This window comes from Vibrio chanodichtyis, assembly GCF_028863985.1.
GTDB lineage: Bacteria > Pseudomonadota > Gammaproteobacteria > Enterobacterales > Vibrionaceae > Vibrio > Vibrio chanodichtyis.
The window spans coordinates 78612-97903 of the sequence record NZ_JARBFT010000008.1; the positions used below are offsets into that span (position 1 = coordinate 78612).

A 19292-nucleotide genomic window follows, 5' to 3' on the forward strand; every position below is an offset into this window, starting at 1 on the left:
CGAACCTAGCCAATACCGCTGCAGCTTCAAGTAGGCAGGGCATATCAATCCACCGAATATTTTTTAATTTGATGGCGTAATCACGGCTTTCAATCTCGCAAAGGTTTTCATCATCTCTGTCGCTAGCATATTGGGATAATCAGGGTTTTGTGCTTGTAGTTCGTATTGATTCGGCGCAATTTTACGCACTACTCGTAATAAGTACTGGTTATCTCCAGTCTCATCTTGAGTTTCGATCGCTATGGTGAGATTACTGATAGAGCCAGCACTGCTTGGTGTTACCCATTCCAGCAGCAATAACGCCCCATCTGCAATAGGGTTTTTACCGCCATTCATTGAGTTACCCGAAGCAGGAGCAATAAAATGGCGGGTCGGATCGAGCAATCCATAACCGTCTGGGACAAGGTAGAGCTGTGCATTCTCTTCAGAGCCGTGCTTAAAGTGACCACAGGCAATTTTAAGCTCTGGATAAAATGGGATGAGTGTGCCCGCCGTTTTGGGTTTGGCAACGAGAGGAATGATGGGGGCTTTGGTCTTCGCTGCAACAAGGTTTTCTTTATCTTGTTTGGAGCGCTGACCATATTCGGCCAAACGCAGATCAACCAGTTCTTGTACGCAATCGTGCAATCGTGCGAGATCTTGATGTCGGATGTTAAAGCTAGCCACAAAGCGCTGTTGGTCATCAATTGTGAACCAAGTGGGGGTTTTAGTGCGATTGTTAGTAAAGGCTTTAATTGGATTTTCTTGCCAATATTTGAGCCAGCCTTTATCTGTAGGTTTAAATTGTTTGGCCTTCTCCGTTAATTCTTGAGCCATTAAATCTGGTTGGCGAGCGAAAACTAAATAGCTACGTTCAGCTAATGCGGCTAGAGTTGGTGGTGTACGTAGCCCATTAAGTTCGAGCAGGGCTTCAAGCAAGATCGCTTTGAACGATTTGGTCATGCTGGTGGTTTCAATACCATAGAGTAGAAAATCACCATAATGAGTGAGCATGGTGCTCAATTCTGGATCATTTTCTTGGCTAGCAACCAAATGAAACCAACTTTGCGCTTGTTGTCGCACTTTGTTCATTTCAACGCCATGATAGAAAAATTCACTGGCGGTTGGTCTATGTGCGAGTTGATGCGCCAGTTGTTGATACTCTTCTTGCACCGAGAAACGCATTTTTTTGGTTAATTGGTGCCAAAAGTCGAGTAGAGCCAAATCAAAATTAACATGGCATCCATCAGGTAATGTTTGCTGTTGCTGTTGCTGTTGCTGATGTCTGGCTAAGGCTTCGGTTAAATGACCAACGTTGTAGAGTGTCGTCGGACGATTTAAAAATGAGTCATGATTACCAATAAAATCAATAACAACCAGCTTTTTCTTGTGGGTTTCAAGGCTGTGGCGCAATCCCCGCCCCAACTGCTGCAAAAAAAGAATTTTAGATTCTGTTGGGCGGATCATCAAAATCGTATCAATAGCCGGTAGATCGGTGCCTTCATTAAACAGATCAACTGAGAAAAGGATGTCAATTTTGCCTGAATCTAGCCAGTTTAGCGCTTGGTTGCGGCGAACCTTGGAATCACTGTAAACGGCAATCGCCTTAACGCCCTTATTCAGATAGAACTCGGTCATAAAGTCTGCGTGTTTTTTAGAAACACAAAAAGCCAGTGTGCGGGTTTGTTTTTTCTGTTGCCAATGTTGGTAAACGTGTTCAGCACGACGTTGAGTCGCTAGCGCATTATCGAGTGAGTCAGGGGCAAATTTACCATTACGCCATGGGATCTCTTGGTAGTTGATCCCTTGGTCGTAGATACCGTGATAATCAAAAGGCACCAGAATTTTTTGATCAATGCCATGCACGAGATTGCGTTCAAAGACCAAATTATTGTCGCAAAGCGAGAGAATATCCGCTTGATCAGAACGTTCCGGAGTTGCGGTTAAACCGAGCAGAAATTTTGGCTGAAAATAAGCGAGCAAATCTCGGTAACTTCTCGCTGCCGCATGATGAAATTCATCCACCACAATGTAATCAAAGTGATCGGCGGCAAAACGTTGTAGGTGATTTTGTTTGCCTAGCGTTGCGACGGAAGCAAACAGGAGACTCGCTTCGCTATTTTGCATCGATCCGTTATACAGACCCGTTTTTGCATTTGGCATTAACTGGCTAAAGGTTTTTTCTGCTTGCAGGAGAATTTCTTCGCGATGAGCAACAAATAAGACTTTTTCTGATTGAGTTTGCAGTACATCAAATGCAGCTAACCAAGTTTTGCCCATGCCGGTTGCGAGTACCACTAAACCGCGAGAGAAGCCTTGGACACGAGTGGCATTCAGTGCGGTGAGCGCCTCAACTTGAACCGCATTGGGTGTGGGTGGCTCGGGTTGAATCTCTTGGCTATCGACAAGCATTGCTGTGCCGTGTTGCTGTTTGGCTTTTTGATAACGTTCGAGGTAATGATCAATCCAAGAATGAGTTAATTTTTGGCTATTTGGGTGATGTAATATGGCTGCAAATTGTTGACGAATATGACCAAATTCAATGGCTGCGTGAGAGCTTTTCGGCAGTTCAAAATCATGGCGTAATGCCCATTCATGACTGGCGACAAGTGCGGTACGGCTGATATTGTTAGAACCAATCCATGCGCAACCTTCGAGGATTTCTTCCTGATTGCTACGTACAAAAATGTACGATTTCATATGAAAACTGTGCTCACCACATTCAAACACTCGGCACTCTGCCCCGCGCTCGGTCAGTAACATGAGGCGTCGTAGAGCCACAGGATGAGTGATGGAGAGGTAATCCGATGTCAGCAGCGTGACCTTAGCACCGCATTGCACAGCATCAAAAAGCGGATCAAACAATAAATCCAGCCCAGACGGTTGAATAAATGAGACAGAAATTTCGATTTCACTGGCATGATTAATGGCTTGGATTAGTCTCGGTAAAAGAGGATCCGCCGCCCCACCGGAAGAGAGCTTGTGGCCAGAGTAGAGCAAGTTTTGTTTATCACTCATGACTTAACGCTTAATTAATATGGCATTGAGCCATTGTTCGTTTTTTCGTCCCGCTCTGAGATCTTGCGTAACCCAAAGCTGCTCTATTGTCAGGGGTAAAGAGGAAATCAGTTGGCTCAAAAGGGCTTCATTGCAGTTGGTGAAATGACGACTATCTCGCTCTATTTCATCCTGACCATATTTAAATGAGCAATAAAAGGCACCGCCACTTTTGAGCATTTGTGCCAAATGAGCAAACGTCTCTGGTAGGGACTCCCGCATCACATGTAGCAAGGAAGCACAGGCCCAAATACCGTCATAGTGTTTATTGCTAGTAAAGCGAGTAAAAGTTGCCACCGTGACAGCTTGATTGAGTAATTGTTCGGCTAAAGCCGCCAACGGGGCGCTGGCATCGAAAGCATCAACCTGAAAGCCCATATCCAACAGTCGCTTACTATCTCGCCCCGAGCCACATCCTGCATCTAGCACTAAACCACCTTCGGGTAGATAAGGTACAAATCGTTCGAGTAGGGAGGAGGAATCGACCTCTACGGTAGAAGAGAAAAACAACTGTGCGTTTTGATTGTAGAAGTCGATAGACATAGACTTAAGCCCCTAGTATTGATTGCAAATTGTAACGTTCTTATCTTTATTACTCAATGAGTTGCAATCTGACGGTCTCGGCATATTTAGGAACCATAATAAAGAACACAAAACTATGGTTACTACAATGGTAACTAAAAGTCAGGGCTTAGCTGATTTGGTATCTTTGTCTGTTAGACGAGTGGTGATTTTTACCATGTTAGGTACATCAGATTAACTCATTAAAATTAGTGTACCCAGTGGTGTACCCAAAAATCAAAGAAGTAGAGATATGTCTTGAAATACCAATTGATTCTAAGTTGTTGATTTTTATGTATTGCAGGTAAGAAAAAAGACGTCCTGGGACGTCTTTAAACTATGATTTGGTGGAGCTGGCGGGAGTTGAAATGTTTTCTCACTTCTCATAAATTCAGTAACTTATAACGGTGTTACCAATTTGGTGTTGCATCAAATGTTACATCAATTTCCTGCTTCAAAAGGAACTGAACCCGCGTCCATGTATTCCTAAATCATTTAAAAATGTTAGCTTGTTATAGCAATTCAATCTAAATGAATAGCGCTGATACTGAGCATTTTACCCATCCTCACCATCCATTAACAGGGATTTTAACGCATCGGGAGAAGAAGGGAGTAGTCCGACTTTTAAGCCAAATGGTTTGAATACCTTGTTGAGAATCTCTGTATTGTAGCTGCCCCGATCATTCTCTATATCTGAGAGTGTTTTTCTTGAGACATCGACAAGTCTTGCAAACACATCCTGTTTGAGTCCCAGTATCTTAATGCGTAAACTTTTCAACGCTTGGCCTTGTGTTAGCTCTCCAAGCAATAAGTGTTTGATGATTTTGTTTGCCTCGGTTTTGCGTTCTGATGGACGAGTGGAGGGGGAGATTTTTGAGACTCTCTGGCTTATTGAAGTTTTGGGCGATGTATTAACGACATGGCTCTCTGATATCTCGTGAGGTGCATCTCGATTGGCCCTTAAACGAGCTATGACCTCTTCTACAGACTCTCTTTTTTCTGGAGCACTTTTATTCATAGCAGCCTCGCTTTATCAGATCCTCTAAAGCTTATGAATTAGTTATTAATGTTATGAGTAAAAAATTACTCATAACATTGATTCTTAGATGTTAATGAGTATTTTCTTACTCACTTAGCTTTTATCTAGATCTCTGAGGTGATCAAGTAAGTATTCTGTGTAGTAAAGCGGCATCACGATGTGCTCTTTCTCTGTTGCTGGAGAGCCTTGAGTACCTGTAAGTTTGATTGTCTTGTGGGGCTTGCACTTCTCGATGTAGGATTGCAATGATTTCGCACGGGTTCGCTTACCGCTTTTTACTTCTACAGGCACAATTCGACCTAGGTCATCAGCGATAATGAACTCTATCTCTGCTCTTGCGTCTCCCCAAGAGAAACTTGGTTCAATACCTAGCGCAGCGATTTCCTGTTGAACATAGTTTTCGGCGACATATCCCTTGTATTCATAGCCTTGCTGTTTGATTTCACGGTAACCAGTGCCGAGCATATGGTTCAATAGCCCTACATCAAAGAGAAATAGTTTAACCGTATTTTCCTTTTGATAAGCAGCTAAAGGAGAGCGAGGTTGTCCTTCAATAGGATGATTTTTTAAAGCAAGCCGACACTTGTGAAGCCATGTGATCGCACTTTCATACTCAGCATAGCGAGACTTGCGTTCGTGAACTCCCTTGAATTTAAACCGTTTAACGGAGTCGTCGAATACCGAAGATAGTTGAGCAGGAATGCTTCGAAATACAGATTCGATTAGCTGTGCATCCACTTTTCCAGAGTACTTTCCGAAATCACGCATGTAGCCCTCAATTAAGTTCCTATGGACTTCAGACACGGCTTCAATGCGTTCAATAATACTGAGTTCTGAGTTTTCGAACCATGAGTTTACGGCTTCAGGCATGCCGCCAACAAAATAATAGTCGGTCAGTAGTTCGATTAATTTTGTATGAGCTGCTGGAGAATTCAGCTTTTGGTCAAACGCTTTTTGCAGTGCTTTTTCTCCAGATGCCCACAAGAATTCCCTGAAAGTCAGTGGCCTTAAATTGTGTTGCTCAACTTTTCCAACGGGAAAGGACGTGAGCAATCCGATATTTGAACCACTGGCAGCAATATAAGCTTTGGGAGCCTTTTCTGCAAAGTACTTAAGAGAGGTGACCGCTCTTGGACATTCACCAATTTCATCTAAAATAAGAAGATCTGTCGATGGTTGGAAGATTTCTCCTGTTAATAGTTCAATGTTGGTGATGATGTCATCAGGGTTTAGAGAGCCTGAAAAAGCTTCCATTAACTCAGGGCTTTCTAGGAAATCGATTCTTATCACATTTTCGAATGTACTTCCTAATAGTTCCTGTAATAAGAATGTTTTACCAGTTTGTCTAGCACCGTCAATCAGTAAGGGCTTCCTTGTCGGCTTGTCTTTCCAGGTGAGTAGGTTTTCAAGCAGTGTTCGTTTCATCTAGCCACCTCAGTTAAAGAGCTTATCTGGTTGAGTGTGTATTACACAAAAGTGCGCAATTAAATGCAAGGTATAACATTTTTTGGCGCTTAAAAAAGAGGGTTTCAACGCTTTTATGCGCGTAAAAGTGTTTTGCATGATTTCTATGCGAATGATAGTGTTGGGGCTATGAGGGGAGGTTATGGATCTATGCATCATTTCTGTTTGGTTGCTTCACAAGGTCAATGATCACAGTGAGAAATCCCTAGCGGGCTTTCAGATGCCGAAGTTTGTTGCTGGCTAGCTCTTATCGGTAATAAGCTTTATTAGTAAGTAATCCACTGGTTAAGCGGACAGAACCCTTGGGGTTACAAATAAATGTCGTCCTACCGTCAGCGATGACTTTCTCTACAGCATCATGTTGATGTCCTGCCACCCAATACCTAGCTCTTGAGATCAACTCATTACTCAACCCTGCATGATAGTACGGAGCGTAATCGTTGTTGGCATTTTGCTCGAAAGCAAAAGCTTCTTTAGATGGAAGGTGGTGAGATATTGCTATATCAACTTTCTCTGGAAAGTTGTTAATGAATGCTTTGTGCTGTTCTTCAATCATTTGATGGCTGATGTACTTTGTATCATTCATCAGTTCTGAGTACGCATCAATCAGTGCAGACGAGTATGTGTGGATAGGAAACCAAAGAGTTCCTCCATAAATGCTGCATCCATCTAAATCTATTGACTCATTATCCAGAAAAAACAAATTCTTAGTTGTGTCACTATGCACCTTAAGCTTTTCTATTGGGGAGTATCTACTGTCTGTGGAGCTTATTGAATCTTGTTTGCGCAGATAGCCAGAACGATAAGAATTCCTTTTACTGCTGTACCACTCGTGATTTCCTGCAACGAGGATAACGGCTCTAAAGTAAGAGCAAAGAACATTTTTTACATACGCAATGCCATTGAGCGCGTTGGCAGTATCACCTGCGATAATCAAGACAGCGTCATTATCGAAGTTATGCCAGAAGCTTCGATGGATACCGTGTAAATCTAAGTGCAAATCAGATACCGCGTAAAATTTCAATTTATCCACCTAATAGGGGTTTGTAGAAGCCGAAGCCTCGGTTTCGAATAGTATATCTTGAGAAGAGGCAGAATTGGCAAGCAATCCATTTTTGAATAGTAAAACCTGCCCATTGTTGCTTTTCTTCATTAGCTATGTGAATGCTATTTAACTTGAACCATGCTTTCTTCAGGAAGATAGGTACAAGCGAAAGTACAGATGAACATCACAGGCGTGGGTGATTAAAACTAGCAAAATCACACAATCTTAATTAATCTGATCTCATAATTGTTAGATTTTGAGATGAAAATCATGTCAGGTAAGTATTTATCACCGCCAGAGTGTCCGTTTAGTACGATTGGTGACGTTTTGTTTGAGATTGGTAATCAAGGACTTAATCCTAACGACTATACAGATTACATTAACCCATTATCTGATGATTACTATTCATTTAACGAGTTTAGGCGCAGGGTAAAGTCTGGCTTGGATGTCAAATATTGTTGGTGGCTAACTCGTTTGTCCCGAGATAGAACTTTGATTGAGCTAACACCATTAGAAGACAAGCCATTGCCTCCTGGCTTACCTGAACAAGTGATTCAAGCACTATTAAACTCTCCTGACTATATACAGTATTGTAGATTCAATAACTTGCACGAGTTTGGTCGTGTGTTATCACAGATTGATCGACATACCACGCATAGTGCAATGCTGGGTATACTAGAACAAATTGGTGAACGGGCGCATTTTGAGCATCTAGCGAATAACCTTGTGGATGATGAAGCGATATCGAGTAGTCAATTGGAGGGCGCGGCTACGACGACAATCCTTGCGAAAGAAATGATTAGAAAAAAAAGGAAGCCTCGTACTGACGATGAACGAATGATTTTTGGAAATTTTGACTTAATGCAAATTGCGTGGGAGCTTAGGGATGAGCCGTTCAGCATTGAGTTAATCAGAAATTTACACAGTGCTGGAACAAAAACGCTAGAGCAAGAAAAATATACCTCAGGCTTATTTAGAGCGACGGATGATGTTGCGGTTGTTGATGCTGAAGGGGAGGTTGTTCATCAACCGCCTAAATACGATGACATTGAAAGATTACTCACTCGGGTCGTGAATTGGTTAAATGCTAATGGCAGCGGTGTTCATCCTGTTATTCAAGCCATCACACTTCACTTTGTCATCGGTTATGTTCACCCGTTTCGAGATGGTAACGGGAGAGTCGCTAGGGCTTTGTTTTACTGGTATATGTTTAAATCTGGTTATACAGGCTTTCGTTATATTGCGATATCAGCATTGCTTAAAAAAGCTCCAATTCAATATGGTGTGAGCTATCTAGATACGGAGCACGATAGCTTAGACCTAACGTACTTTATTAAATATCAGCTAAAAGTTATTAGTCGTGCCATTGATGAGTTTATTTCCGTTTATGAACGAGCGGTACATCGAATGCAGGAGTTAGAAGAGCGATATTCTGGTTTAGAAGATATTGAGAAAAAGATCATCGGGTTTGTATCTGGTGAGCCTCGTTACCGTAAACAGCCAACGGTAACAGCGAGGGAAGTCGAGAATTTACTTGGTATTAGCTACAACAGCGCGAAGAAAAAACTTGACGATATGGCTACAGCAGGAATACTAAAATCTGCAAAAATTGGTAAATCCACAGAATATTTCTTAGCGTGAAAATTGAAATTTGAACAAGGCACCGTGTTCGTTCGTTGTAAGGAGATCTAGCTAATGAGTTTGAAAAAATAGCAGCGAAAATGTCGTTTCGAGTTCTAGTTTTGAGAATCAAAACTAAGAGTAGTATTTGTCGGCGTTCATTTTTCGGTTTGTTCATAAAAAATGAACAAAAGAATAAAATGAACGCTTGATGTGGTTCTTATCTTGATGAGATCTCGCTGACGTATAGGTGGCTATGGCATTTAGGACAGATTGGTTTACTAGGTAGCGTAACTTGCCACTGGCATTGACATATGATGCACTCAAATTGAACTGAACGCCTTGGCGCAGGTGCTGGCTGGATATCTTTCATTGCTGGTTGCCATGAGTCGGTACGATGAAGCTTGAAACTCCTTGGGTTGCGATGGCGATGTTGGTCATTATGAATACTCAGAGTAGGGGGCGGAGTGTACTGAGATGCTTTTAAGGATAATCGCTCAGTCGCTTCTTTCGCCAATTGAGCATAGCGTGGGTGAAATACCCACAATTTAGATTCGACATCGTGTTGAAGGTAATCTTTCAGTCTGTCTAGTTGCCGAATCCCTGAGACTTTATCACTTGTAAATAGGTGATGTGTATCATCCAGCTTGATTTCGAGTATACCGCATTGCCTGTTATGTGGAGTGAGCAACTCACTTGGTAGTGGACGGTTTGGGTGGGTAAAGTAAACAACAAAGGTGAAATTACCGACTTGGCCCATTACGTCTACAATACATTTCTCAAATGAAGCTTCTTTATCGACGTTATCAAGTAAGATGGTGGATGACTTAGCAACCAAAAAATCTTCTTTGAAGCACTTTCCTTTCACTTGTTTTGTTAGAGAACTCCTGTATTCAGGAAGAACAATAGCTATACCTGTTTCTATCACTTGTCTCGCCATCATGCGCACAGAAACAAAAAAAGAAAAATCACATTCTTTATCAGTTCCTTCAACCTTGCGGCTCGCATGAGCAAAGTGCCATTGCTTTTCTTCACCTTGTCTCGCAATCAGTGGTGTATGGCAAGAAGGGCATACACAGCCGCAATTTTTCCCTCGCACAACATCTGCGACATCAACGAATGTCTGATTTTGAGTTCTTAAGCCGAAAGGCACATGTTGAAGCATCATCAAAACGTGAATAACTCTTAATTTAGCGACAGTATGTACTGATTTTAGGCAAAAATGCTTTATAAATATGTTAGATAGGTTATGAATTGTGCCTTTGTTTTCGTATTGTCTTTTGTACAATCGATGATTAACTGCATGAAAATGATGTAATTGTCGGGGCTAGATATGGATGAGCTTGAGCTAATTGAGCAAAAGATTCATGAGCTGAAAAAGGAGCTGGCTCAACTTGAACAGCAGAAGCAGCGTCTATTGACGCAGGAAGCGATTACCAAGGCACCTGCATGTGAAATGTCACCTCAACAAAAACTGTCTATCTATCAGAGTTATTTTAAAGGCAATACTCAATGCTATGCGCGTAGGTGGCAGAATCAACAAGGTAGAAGTGGTTATGCGATCGCTTGCGAAAACGAGTGGCATCAAGGTCTATGTGGCAAACCTAAAATAAAGTGTTTGGAGTGCCCCAATCAAGCATTCAAGCCGTTAGATGATGCAGCTATGTATGCCCACCTTACTGGCAAAGAAGTTGTTGGTTTATATCCTATGCTAGCGGACAACACCTGTTGGCTACTCGCGGTTGATTTTGACAAAAGTGATTGGCAAGAAGCCTCTCTTGCGTATGTCGAAGTGTGCAAACTAAACGGTATCGATTGTTTATTAGAGCGATCTCGTTCAGGTCAGGGAGCACATGTATGGATTTTCTTTGCACAAGCGACTGATGCAAAAGTGGCTCGACAATTAGGGTTCTATTTACTTGATGAAGCCATGAAAATTCATGGCGCTTTGTCATTTGATTCCTATGATCGCCTATTCCCCAACCAAGACGTGCTACCTATCGGAGGAATTGGGAATCTGATTGCGTTGCCGTTACAAAAACAAGCTCGTGCAAACGGAAACTCGGTGTTTGTTGATCAGTCCTTTACACCATATTTTGATCAATGGGAGATGTTAGCGTCGATGGGACGACTATCTATTGAGAAAATAGAATTACTTCTCGAAAGCAAAGTGGAGCATCGAAATGATACCGAGGATGGTGTATCAATTAAGCCCTGGGAACGAACAGTGAACACTAGCGTTTCCATCCCAGACAAACCTAAGGCGCTGGATATCGTTCTTGCTAACAGATTGTACTTACCGATAAGCCAAGTTCCGAATCCTTTAATCGCCCAGTTTAAGAAATTGGCATCCTTTTCGAATCCTAAGTTTTTCAAAGCCCAAGGGCTGCGTTTATCTACCAACGGAATTGCACGTTTTATATGTTTGGCGGAATTAGACAGTGGTTACTTGTGCTTGCCAAGGGGCTGTTGGGATGACGTAAAGGCTATTTGCTCAGAATTCGGTATTGCTCTCCAAGTAACGGATAATCGTTTTGTTGGCCAGGCGCTAGCAGGCATGACATTTGTTGGCTCTTTGCGCTCAGCGCAAAGTAAAGCGATTGATGTTCTAATGCAGCATGACATCGGTGTTCTTCATGCTCCTACTGCCTTTGGCAAAACGGTAACAGCAATTGGTTTAATACAAAGGCGGGGAGTCAATACTCTTATCTTGGTGCATAACAAGCAGCTTGTTGACCAGTGGCAAGAGCGTTTAAAAGCTTTCACCCAGGGTATCGGTATCGGCGTGTATACAGGAACCAAGAAGAAACCCACAGGACAAGTTGATATCGCGACTTATCAAAGTTTGATAAATAGGAGCGACAATAGCGTGCATTCGTTGATGAAAGAATATGGTCAAATCATTGTGGATGAATGCCACCACCTTTCTGCACCTCAATACGAACAGGTGTTATCTGAAGCGCATGCTAAGTATGTCGTTGGGGTTAGTGCAACACTTGAAAGGCGAGATGGGCATCAACCGATCATATTTATGCAAGCAGGTAGAGTAAGGCATACCATAAAGTCAGACCGAAACAATCAGTATGCTCAGGTATTAGACCGCCGAGAGCTGACCCTGGAAGTGCCTTTACATTTATCTTCGAACGAGCCTAAACCTCATATTTCTGAGATTTATCGTTGGTTAATGCTTCACCCTATACGTAACGCCACTATTGTCGAGGGAATTCAAAACGAAGTCGCTAAAGGCCGAGTTCCGATCGTATTAACCGAACGTAGAGAGCACGCCAATATCATTGCTGGTTTGCTTAATGATGCGGGGATCACACACCAAATATTAGTGGGTTCGATGAAGAAAAAGCAGCAAGCTGAGGTTATGTCAAAGCTAGATAGCACACAAGTCGTTGTTGCTACAGGACGTTTTGTAGGAGAGGGCTTTGACCTTCCACGCCTAGATACTTTGATATTGGCGTTGCCAGTATCTTGGAAAGGATCGTTAATCCAATATGTAGGGCGAATACAGCGTGATTACAAAGGAAAAGAGGAGGTGAAAGTGATCGACTATGTTGATGCAAAAATTCCAATGCTGCTCAGGATGTTCAATAAGCGAGAAAAAGGGTATCGGGCACTTGGTTTTTTATCAGAATCAATAATCCAAGAGCAATTGATTTAGTCTTGGTTTTACCTCGATATCTAACAGGGTTCGATAAACGCTAAGCACTTCTACTCAAGTTACTTGAAGGTTACTTCTGTACAAGGTAATTATTGGACTTGTTGTTTAATTTGTCGGCACTAAGATTTAGACACTAACTTTTAGTGTCTAAATCTTAGTTGTTTGTAACTATCTGAAATTAATAGTTTTCTTGTAAAGAATTAAGATTTTTTACTGAAGAAACTTCTAAGAGGCTGGCGAGAGTGTAATTGTGCTACAGCTGTGTGTACGGCAGGCATTTTTATGAGCGAGTCTGATATGAAGAACGAGGCTAAGGTTACAAGAAGTGATAACGAGCAAGCTGAATCAAAGGATAGTGAGATTGCGCTAAATGGACTTCTTGGCTTGCTTGATCACGCTATCTCTACCAATACTGATAAGCTGGTTGAAGTAACTGAAGCGCTCAAAATAGAACTGGAAGAGAGCGTCGTTGGCTACCAAGTTGGCCTAGACGGGAAGTATTAAGAACAATCACCATTCGAGTCTGCACAGCATAAAGCTGTGCTAAGTAAGCGGCATGCGCCGCAGAAACGAGTGGTGGACATCATGCACAATAGCTTTCTTGCAGTGTAATCTCCAATTCTTTACCGAGAATAATCTCAAAGTCAGTAAATACAGTGATAGGACGGCAAGTACTGCCTTTTCCCTCGAACTGGATGAATCCTTTTGATGATAAGTCGTCGAGTGTTCGTGAGAGTTTGCGGATATGATGACCGCTAATCTCCGCAAGCTCAGCTAGACTTTCAGGTTTTTCTCTACTGATCAGAAGTATTAGATCGATATTCTCATTACATAGTAGCTTTGAAGCTTCATTTAGTGACGTGAACCAAAATGTAGGTAGATGCTTATTATGGCTAATGTTGCCTGCGGCCACACTAATCATGTGCCTACGAATGAGATCTTCCGATGCAACCCCAATGCGAGCTTTCATGAGTATCCTTCTCAGAACGAAGTAATAGAACCCTAGTGTATACGACGCTGTTCTGAAAGAAAAAGTGGATAGTTATAATCGCTATACGAATGGATGCCACTTTCATGACAGAGAGGTCAAGAGAAACAACGATGCCAAAGTACTGCAAATGGCCAGTAACTCACTGATAATAATAGAAATTGTGATATTTTGCGATCGCATAACCTTTGACCGATCATAAACATCGTTGGGTCAGATTCAAAAATCTATCTTAGAGGTCAAGGAAAACAACGATACCAGTTGACGCCACTTTCATGATCGAGAGGTCAAAAGAGACAACGATGTCCTATTTCCATCGAACCCCTTTCAATTCAGCGCCCTAAGGTCTACGAGCGATCTCTAAAAGCAAATTTCTATGGTCTATGAGTGATCCTCTTCTCCATGGACATGGCTGTAAACTATTGTATTTACTTTATTATTTATTTAAGTGCTCTCGGTCTACGAGCGATCTCAAGAAACAATTTTCTGTGGTCTATGAGCGATCCTCTCCATAAAAACCAAGGTGCAGGAGCGAGCAGAACGAGATACGTGAGTGGTTAGATAGAATAGAAGAACAACGATGCCAAAGTACTGCAAATGGTCATTAACTCACTGATAATAATGGAAATTGTGATGTATTGCGATGACGTAACCTTTGACCGATCATAAACATCGTTGGGGAAGGTTCAAAAATCCATCTTAGAGGTCAAGGAAAACAACGATACCAGTGGACGTCACTTTCATGATCGAGAGGTCATGAGAAACAACGATGTCCTATTCTCATCGAACCCCTTTCGATTCAGCGACCTAAGGTCTACGAGCGATCTCTAAAAGTAAATTTCTATGGTCTAGGAGTGATCTTCTTCTAGATGGATGTATCTAGAAGCTATTGTATTTACTTTATTATTTCTTTAAAGACTCTTGGTCTACGTGCGATCTCAAGAAACACTTTTCTGTGGTCTATGAGCGATCCTCTCCATAAAAGCCCAGGCGCAGGAGCGAGCAGAACGAGATACGTGAGTGGTTAGATGGAATAGAAGAACAACGATGCCAAAGTACTGCAAATGGTCATTAACTTACTGATAGTAATGAAAATTGTGATATTTTTCGATCACGTAACCTTTGACCGATCATAAACATCGTTGGGTCAGATTCAAAAATCTATCTTAGAGGTCAAGAAAAACAACGATACCAGAGGACGCTACTTTCATGATCGAGAGGTCAAGAGAAACAACGATGTCCTATTCTCATCGACCCCCTTTCGATTCAGCCCCCTAAGGTCTACGAGCGATCTCTAAAAGCAAATTTCTATGGTCTAGGAGTGATCCTCTTCCTGATGGGTGTAACCATAACCTATTGTATTTAAATTATTATTTCTTAAAAAAGATCTTGGTCTACGTGCGATATCAAGAAGCAATTTTCTGTGGTCTACGAGCGATCCTCTCCATAAAAGCCCAGGTGCAGGAGCGAGCAGAACGAGATACGTGAGTGGTTAGATAGAATAGAAGAACAACGATGCCAAAGTACTGCAAATGGTCATTAACTCACTGATAGTAATGGAAAATGTGACATTTTTCGATCACGTAACCTTTGACCGTTCATAAACATCGTTGGGGAAGGTTCAAAAATCTATCTTAGAGGTCAAGGAAAACAACAATACCAGAAGACGCCGCTTTCATGATCGAGAAGTCAAGAGAAACAACGATATCTGAATAGCCACCGATTTTATAGACATGCTTCGGTTAGACTCGTTTCTGCCCCAAAACTGTTTAGTTCAAGATTCCTGACCACTTCCTCACGTCAGTTCTTGACCTACATATACTAATAGCAGATTATGAGCCTAGTTGAGCACTTATGATTATGCATACATGTTCTGCAATTTATGAGTAGAAGGAAGAATAAAATAAGACCTATAGAACCGTATGTTGCCGCTATGGCGTCTGTATTTTCTGAAAAGACTATAAGGACAATGTCTGCTGAAAAGAGACTGTTATGCACTTTAAGTATTAAATTAGGAGTTCGGCATTAAGTGAGTTATTTACAAAAAAAAATAGGAAGATATAGCCAAATTAATTCACTTCCTAACTATACTGCTTCTGGTTCTTATTGTTTTTTTAGTGAGTGTATAGAGTTAAATGATTTAGAAGAAAAAGATTTTTTCGCTTTTATAGATACTAGTAAATCTATAAATGAGAACTATCAAGCAATTCTCAAATTTGGACCACTGTTAAATCATGAGGTTAAACATTGGTACGATGCTCATTCTACGTTATGGGGGTTAAGGTTTTTAAGTGAAATTTACTACTGTAGAAATGAACTTTATGAAGCTGAGCTAAGAGGGATATCAATAGAGTTACCACATTTTTATCGGCAGTTAAGCCTGTTTGATAGAGTTCAATATATTAAATTTCCTCAATATTATTCAACCACTAATCCAAAAGCTAATAAATCTTCACCTTGGAAATATGAATTTTCAGCAGGAATGATTTTTTCAAAATACGGGAAACCAACGGACAGAAATTTATTCTTCACAAGATTTACAAACAAAGAAGGCGAATTAATTGCAAGGGTGCCTTTTAGTCTTTGCGCACTATTAGAATCTTCTGCTGTCGCTCAAGAAATTAATGCAAAACTACGAATCATATATATGATTGATGATCCTGTTTCTAGAAAAATCGAACGTGATAAATTATTAAAAGACACAATGAAAGAGTTATATGACGAGAAGCTCGTTGAATACTCTGTTGTAGCGCATAAAATAGCCAATGCGTTTGCTATTTCTGATGCTATCGAGGCTTATAATATTGCAGCTAAACTAACTCGCTTAATATTGAACCTACCTGATGAAATTATAATATCATTGAAACCGAAAGATATGTTACATCCCAAGTTCGAAAATTTCATCACCCCCTATGAAAATGCATTAAAATATATTGATTACGGAGCCATTTTCTCACTTCTTGTTGACTCGCTATATACTGAATATCAAGCAAAAGGGATGCAGGTAACTAGTAGTAAGTTAGATCAATTATTAGGTAATCTTTTCGAAAAACACCTTGGTTTAACGCTTTTGGAGATTTTTGAAACATCAAAGAATGAAGTCATTAAAATATGCACTCCAGTTAGCTTTGATTTAGAAAAAGAACATATTAATTCAGTTTTTGAATCTGGCATTAAACTTCATAATGATTTTGGTCTGATTGGTAGCCATTTTATTAATTTGGATGAGAATTTAATTCCTGATTTTGTTCTGGGTGATGGATTTTTCGTTAGCCAAACAGGAGAAAGTCAAGAAAATTTCGAAAATAGATATTTCCAATTAACTGGCTATTTTGATTATTTATCAAATTTCTCAAAGGCGTGTATCGTTTAAATTAGTGCATGACAAGAGCAACCAACAGACAAATTAATCACTTAGGCTCTAGTTTGCTGCTGTTGCAAGCGTTAACCCATAGAAATTTTTATCCAAAAATGACGAGTTAGAGTTAAGGCTTTCGCTCAGAAATGTCCATAAATAGACCGATACAAGAGATTACTAAATGAAAGGTTTGACCAAAGATTTTCATCAGTTGTTCCTAGACGCGAAAGACAGTTTCGTCGAATCAGAAGTAATCACAGAGTTAGATGGTGACATATCAGACTACAAAGCTATTTACGAAAATATATCATTATTGCTTCAAGATCCCTCTGGCATCTGGATAGACTCCTTACCAATAAGAAAGCAGCTAATTATTGAAGCGAAGTTAAATCCCGAACTCACCAAAAGCATTCACCAATCACTTGATTCATTTATGGCTATAAGAGAAGCCACAAGAGATAAAGTCACGAAGTTCAGCAATAAAACAGCATGGATAAAAGCTATACATTTTTCGTTTATTTATTTCTTACATAGAAAAGTACCCGTTAACTTTGGTCATCCTGATGAGTACCATTTTATTGCAAATTCATTCTGTTATCTAAAAACGAAAGGATTCCATATAGAATGTATAGACGGACTGATAAGTGTAGATAATTCTGAACTTACTCGTCTTTCTCAAGCTATTGATGCTAGAGTAAAAAGGCTTGGAAAGGTCGGTTTTAGAGCTATTACATCAGTATTAAATGACCATTTTTCAAAAGATGAACAACGATTCTTTTTTTATAGAAGAAGACCGACAGTGCCAAAGGCACAGAAACCCTATCCTCCCCTCGGATATGTATATAATTTGGTTTGTAAGTACATAGATTTACCTTGTAACCTGAAAAAAAATCAACAAACATACTTACTCAATGAGATACAGGATTTATCAACTCATTTAGCCACTATTCTCGATATAGATAAAATGTCGCCTTGGGCGAACATAAATACGAACTCTCAAAACATATTAGAGAAGCTTCAAGAATGGGTGTTATATCCAGAAATTTTTTATATCCCTCAAATATCACCTATTCATGGTAAGAAGATTTTCCCGAGAATTTTTGAATTAATTGATAACAACACTCCTAACACTTTATCTGAAATTGATAAAGCGTCGAAAGTGATGAATAGAATAGAAGACGCAATACTTAAAGATGGTTATATATGCGGAGAATTATCAGAAAAAGATATCTATCGATTGTGTGCTGATATAGATTCCCCTGCTAACATAAAAAAAATCGTCGAATCTTTATCAAAACCTTCATATGAAATCAACAAACAGTACATAACGCCCCTTCATGCTGTAAAGTCAAACCTAAGAGAGTTTCCATTTATCAGAACAAAAACTGGCTATGTTGTAGTTAACATACCTACCTATAACGTTGCAAAGTATTGGGCTTTATTAAGGATTTCAGAGAAACACAATTCAAAATCTGAACAAAGACTTGGATATGCGTTAGAGGATTTTATTAAAGAAAGTTTTGATAAAGTGAACATTACGTATCATCACAGCTTTAAATTCCTATCTCCAGACTATATAAAAGAAATAGCTAAAACGAACCGAGATAATGGAGAATGTGATTTCATCATAGAGTCCAAAGATTATATCTATCTAATTGAGGTAAAAAAGAAAGGATTAACGAAAGAATCTCAATCAGGAAGTAGTCTGCACATGCTTTTCGACGCATCACTAAGTTTCTTCAAGTCAATAAACCAACTAACAGTTGCTGAAATGATACTGCTTAACGATGGTAAGATTTGCAATTCCGAGAACGATGAGCAAATAGAATTAAAAGGTAGAACAATTTATAAATTAGTAATTTCACTTGAAGATATGGCATCTTTACAATGTGATAATATAAAAAACAGTCTCTTGCAAAGCCTATATGGTGCGAAAATTAATGTACCCGATAGCTTTTACAGCGATATTACGAATAGAATAAATAAGACACTTGAAGAATTTACACTCTTACATGCAGAATTGACAACTAAGGGAGAAAGATATCAACATGTACCCTTTCACTGCATTTCTTACTTAAGTACTCCTCAATTGTTAACCCTTCTAGACAATGTGAACAGTAATGATGATTTTAGCGACCATATAAATCGTTCAAACACTATAGTTTATAGTCTTATGGATTGGTACGCCTCTTATAAGGCGTCTAAGAACAACAAACTGATAAAAGAGAATCGAGAAGTCTTTAAAAACAAGGTCATTATAAGCTGAACTAACAAAACTGAGATTTCGAAATACTTATTGTTATTCGAATAGGAACTATAGGGGTGGCAAGTCTAACGTACTTTTGTCCAGAAGTGAGTTGTGTGGTGGTTTTTGGGAGTGCTAGCATCTGCCTACTCGTGATTCGTCACAATTAAGTGCGTGTTTCTGCCAACCTGCATATTTCGGAGCATTCCGATCAGTCATTTCGGGATTATCCGATCACCCATTTCGGTTTAAACCGATCACCGATT

General features: G+C 40.2%; 11 protein-coding genes and 1 pseudogene. 5 read left to right on the forward strand and 7 right to left on the reverse strand.

The features are described from left to right. Positions 1-63 precede the first annotated feature (63 nt). The 5 genes and pseudogenes from PUN32_RS09930 to PUN32_RS09950 form a co-directional block, all read right to left on the reverse strand. Positions 64-2997: a DEAD/DEAH box helicase family protein gene (locus PUN32_RS09930; protein ID WP_274722959.1), complete on the reverse strand. Its 2934-nt coding sequence runs from the start codon at positions 2995-2997 to the stop codon at positions 64-66. A gap of 3 nt (positions 2998-3000) precedes the next feature. After that, positions 3001-3579: a class I SAM-dependent methyltransferase gene (locus PUN32_RS09935; protein ID WP_274722960.1), complete on the reverse strand. Its 579-nt coding sequence runs from the start codon at positions 3577-3579 to the stop codon at positions 3001-3003. 574 nt (positions 3580-4153) lie between these two features. Beyond that, positions 4154-4447: pseudogene (locus PUN32_RS14130) on the reverse strand (helix-turn-helix transcriptional regulator); the annotation flags it as partial. A 282-nt stretch (positions 4448-4729) separates the two neighbouring features. Continuing rightward, positions 4730-6061, reverse strand: coding sequence for an ATP-binding protein (locus PUN32_RS09945; protein ID WP_001964066.1), 1332 nt, complete (start codon positions 6059-6061; stop codon positions 4730-4732). A 286-nt stretch (positions 6062-6347) separates the two neighbouring features. Beyond that, positions 6348-7124: a metallophosphoesterase gene (locus PUN32_RS09950; protein WP_001964067.1), complete on the reverse strand. Its 777-nt coding sequence runs from the start codon at positions 7122-7124 to the stop codon at positions 6348-6350. 291 nt (positions 7125-7415) lie between these two features. Here PUN32_RS09950 and PUN32_RS09955 point away from each other — a divergent pair, with 291 nt between their 5' ends. Further along, positions 7416-8786, forward strand: coding sequence for a Fic family protein (locus tag PUN32_RS09955; RefSeq protein WP_001964068.1), 1371 nt, complete (start codon positions 7416-7418; stop codon positions 8784-8786). A 199-nt stretch (positions 8787-8985) separates the two neighbouring features. On the opposite strand, the gene PUN32_RS09960 is transcribed toward PUN32_RS09955, so the two are convergent. Continuing rightward, positions 8986-9933, reverse strand: coding sequence for a competence protein CoiA family protein (locus PUN32_RS09960; protein WP_032475692.1), 948 nt, complete (start codon positions 9931-9933; stop codon positions 8986-8988). 165 nt (positions 9934-10098) lie between these two features. On the opposite strand from PUN32_RS09960, the gene PUN32_RS09965 reads away from it, so the two are divergent. After that, positions 10099-12435, forward strand: coding sequence for a TOTE conflict system archaeo-eukaryotic primase domain-containing protein (locus PUN32_RS09965; protein ID WP_001964070.1), 2337 nt, complete (start codon positions 10099-10101; stop codon positions 12433-12435). A 282-nt stretch (positions 12436-12717) separates the two neighbouring features. Further along, positions 12718-12939, forward strand: a complete 222-nt coding sequence (locus PUN32_RS09970; RefSeq protein WP_235803924.1) for a hypothetical protein — start codon at positions 12718-12720, stop codon at positions 12937-12939. Positions 12940-13018: 79 nt separating this feature from the next. Here the strand turns inward: PUN32_RS09970 and PUN32_RS09975 are convergent, their stop codons facing one another. Then, on the reverse strand, positions 13019-13405 hold the full coding sequence (locus PUN32_RS09975; protein ID WP_032475696.1) for an HVO_A0114 family putative DNA-binding protein: 387 nt from the start codon (positions 13403-13405) through the stop codon (positions 13019-13021). A 2047-nt stretch (positions 13406-15452) separates the two neighbouring features. On the opposite strand from PUN32_RS09975, the gene PUN32_RS09980 reads away from it, so the two are divergent. Together PUN32_RS09980 and PUN32_RS09985 are read left to right on the forward strand one after the other, a co-directional pair. After that, a complete protein-coding gene (locus PUN32_RS09980; RefSeq protein ID WP_001963327.1) occupies positions 15453-16796 on the forward strand; it encodes a hypothetical protein in 1344 nt (447 codons plus the stop codon). Positions 16797-16962: 166 nt separating this feature from the next. Continuing rightward, entirely contained in the window at positions 16963-19047 is a 2085-nt protein-coding gene (locus PUN32_RS09985; protein WP_001963324.1) for a hypothetical protein, read from the forward strand. Positions 19048-19292 lie beyond the last annotated feature (245 nt).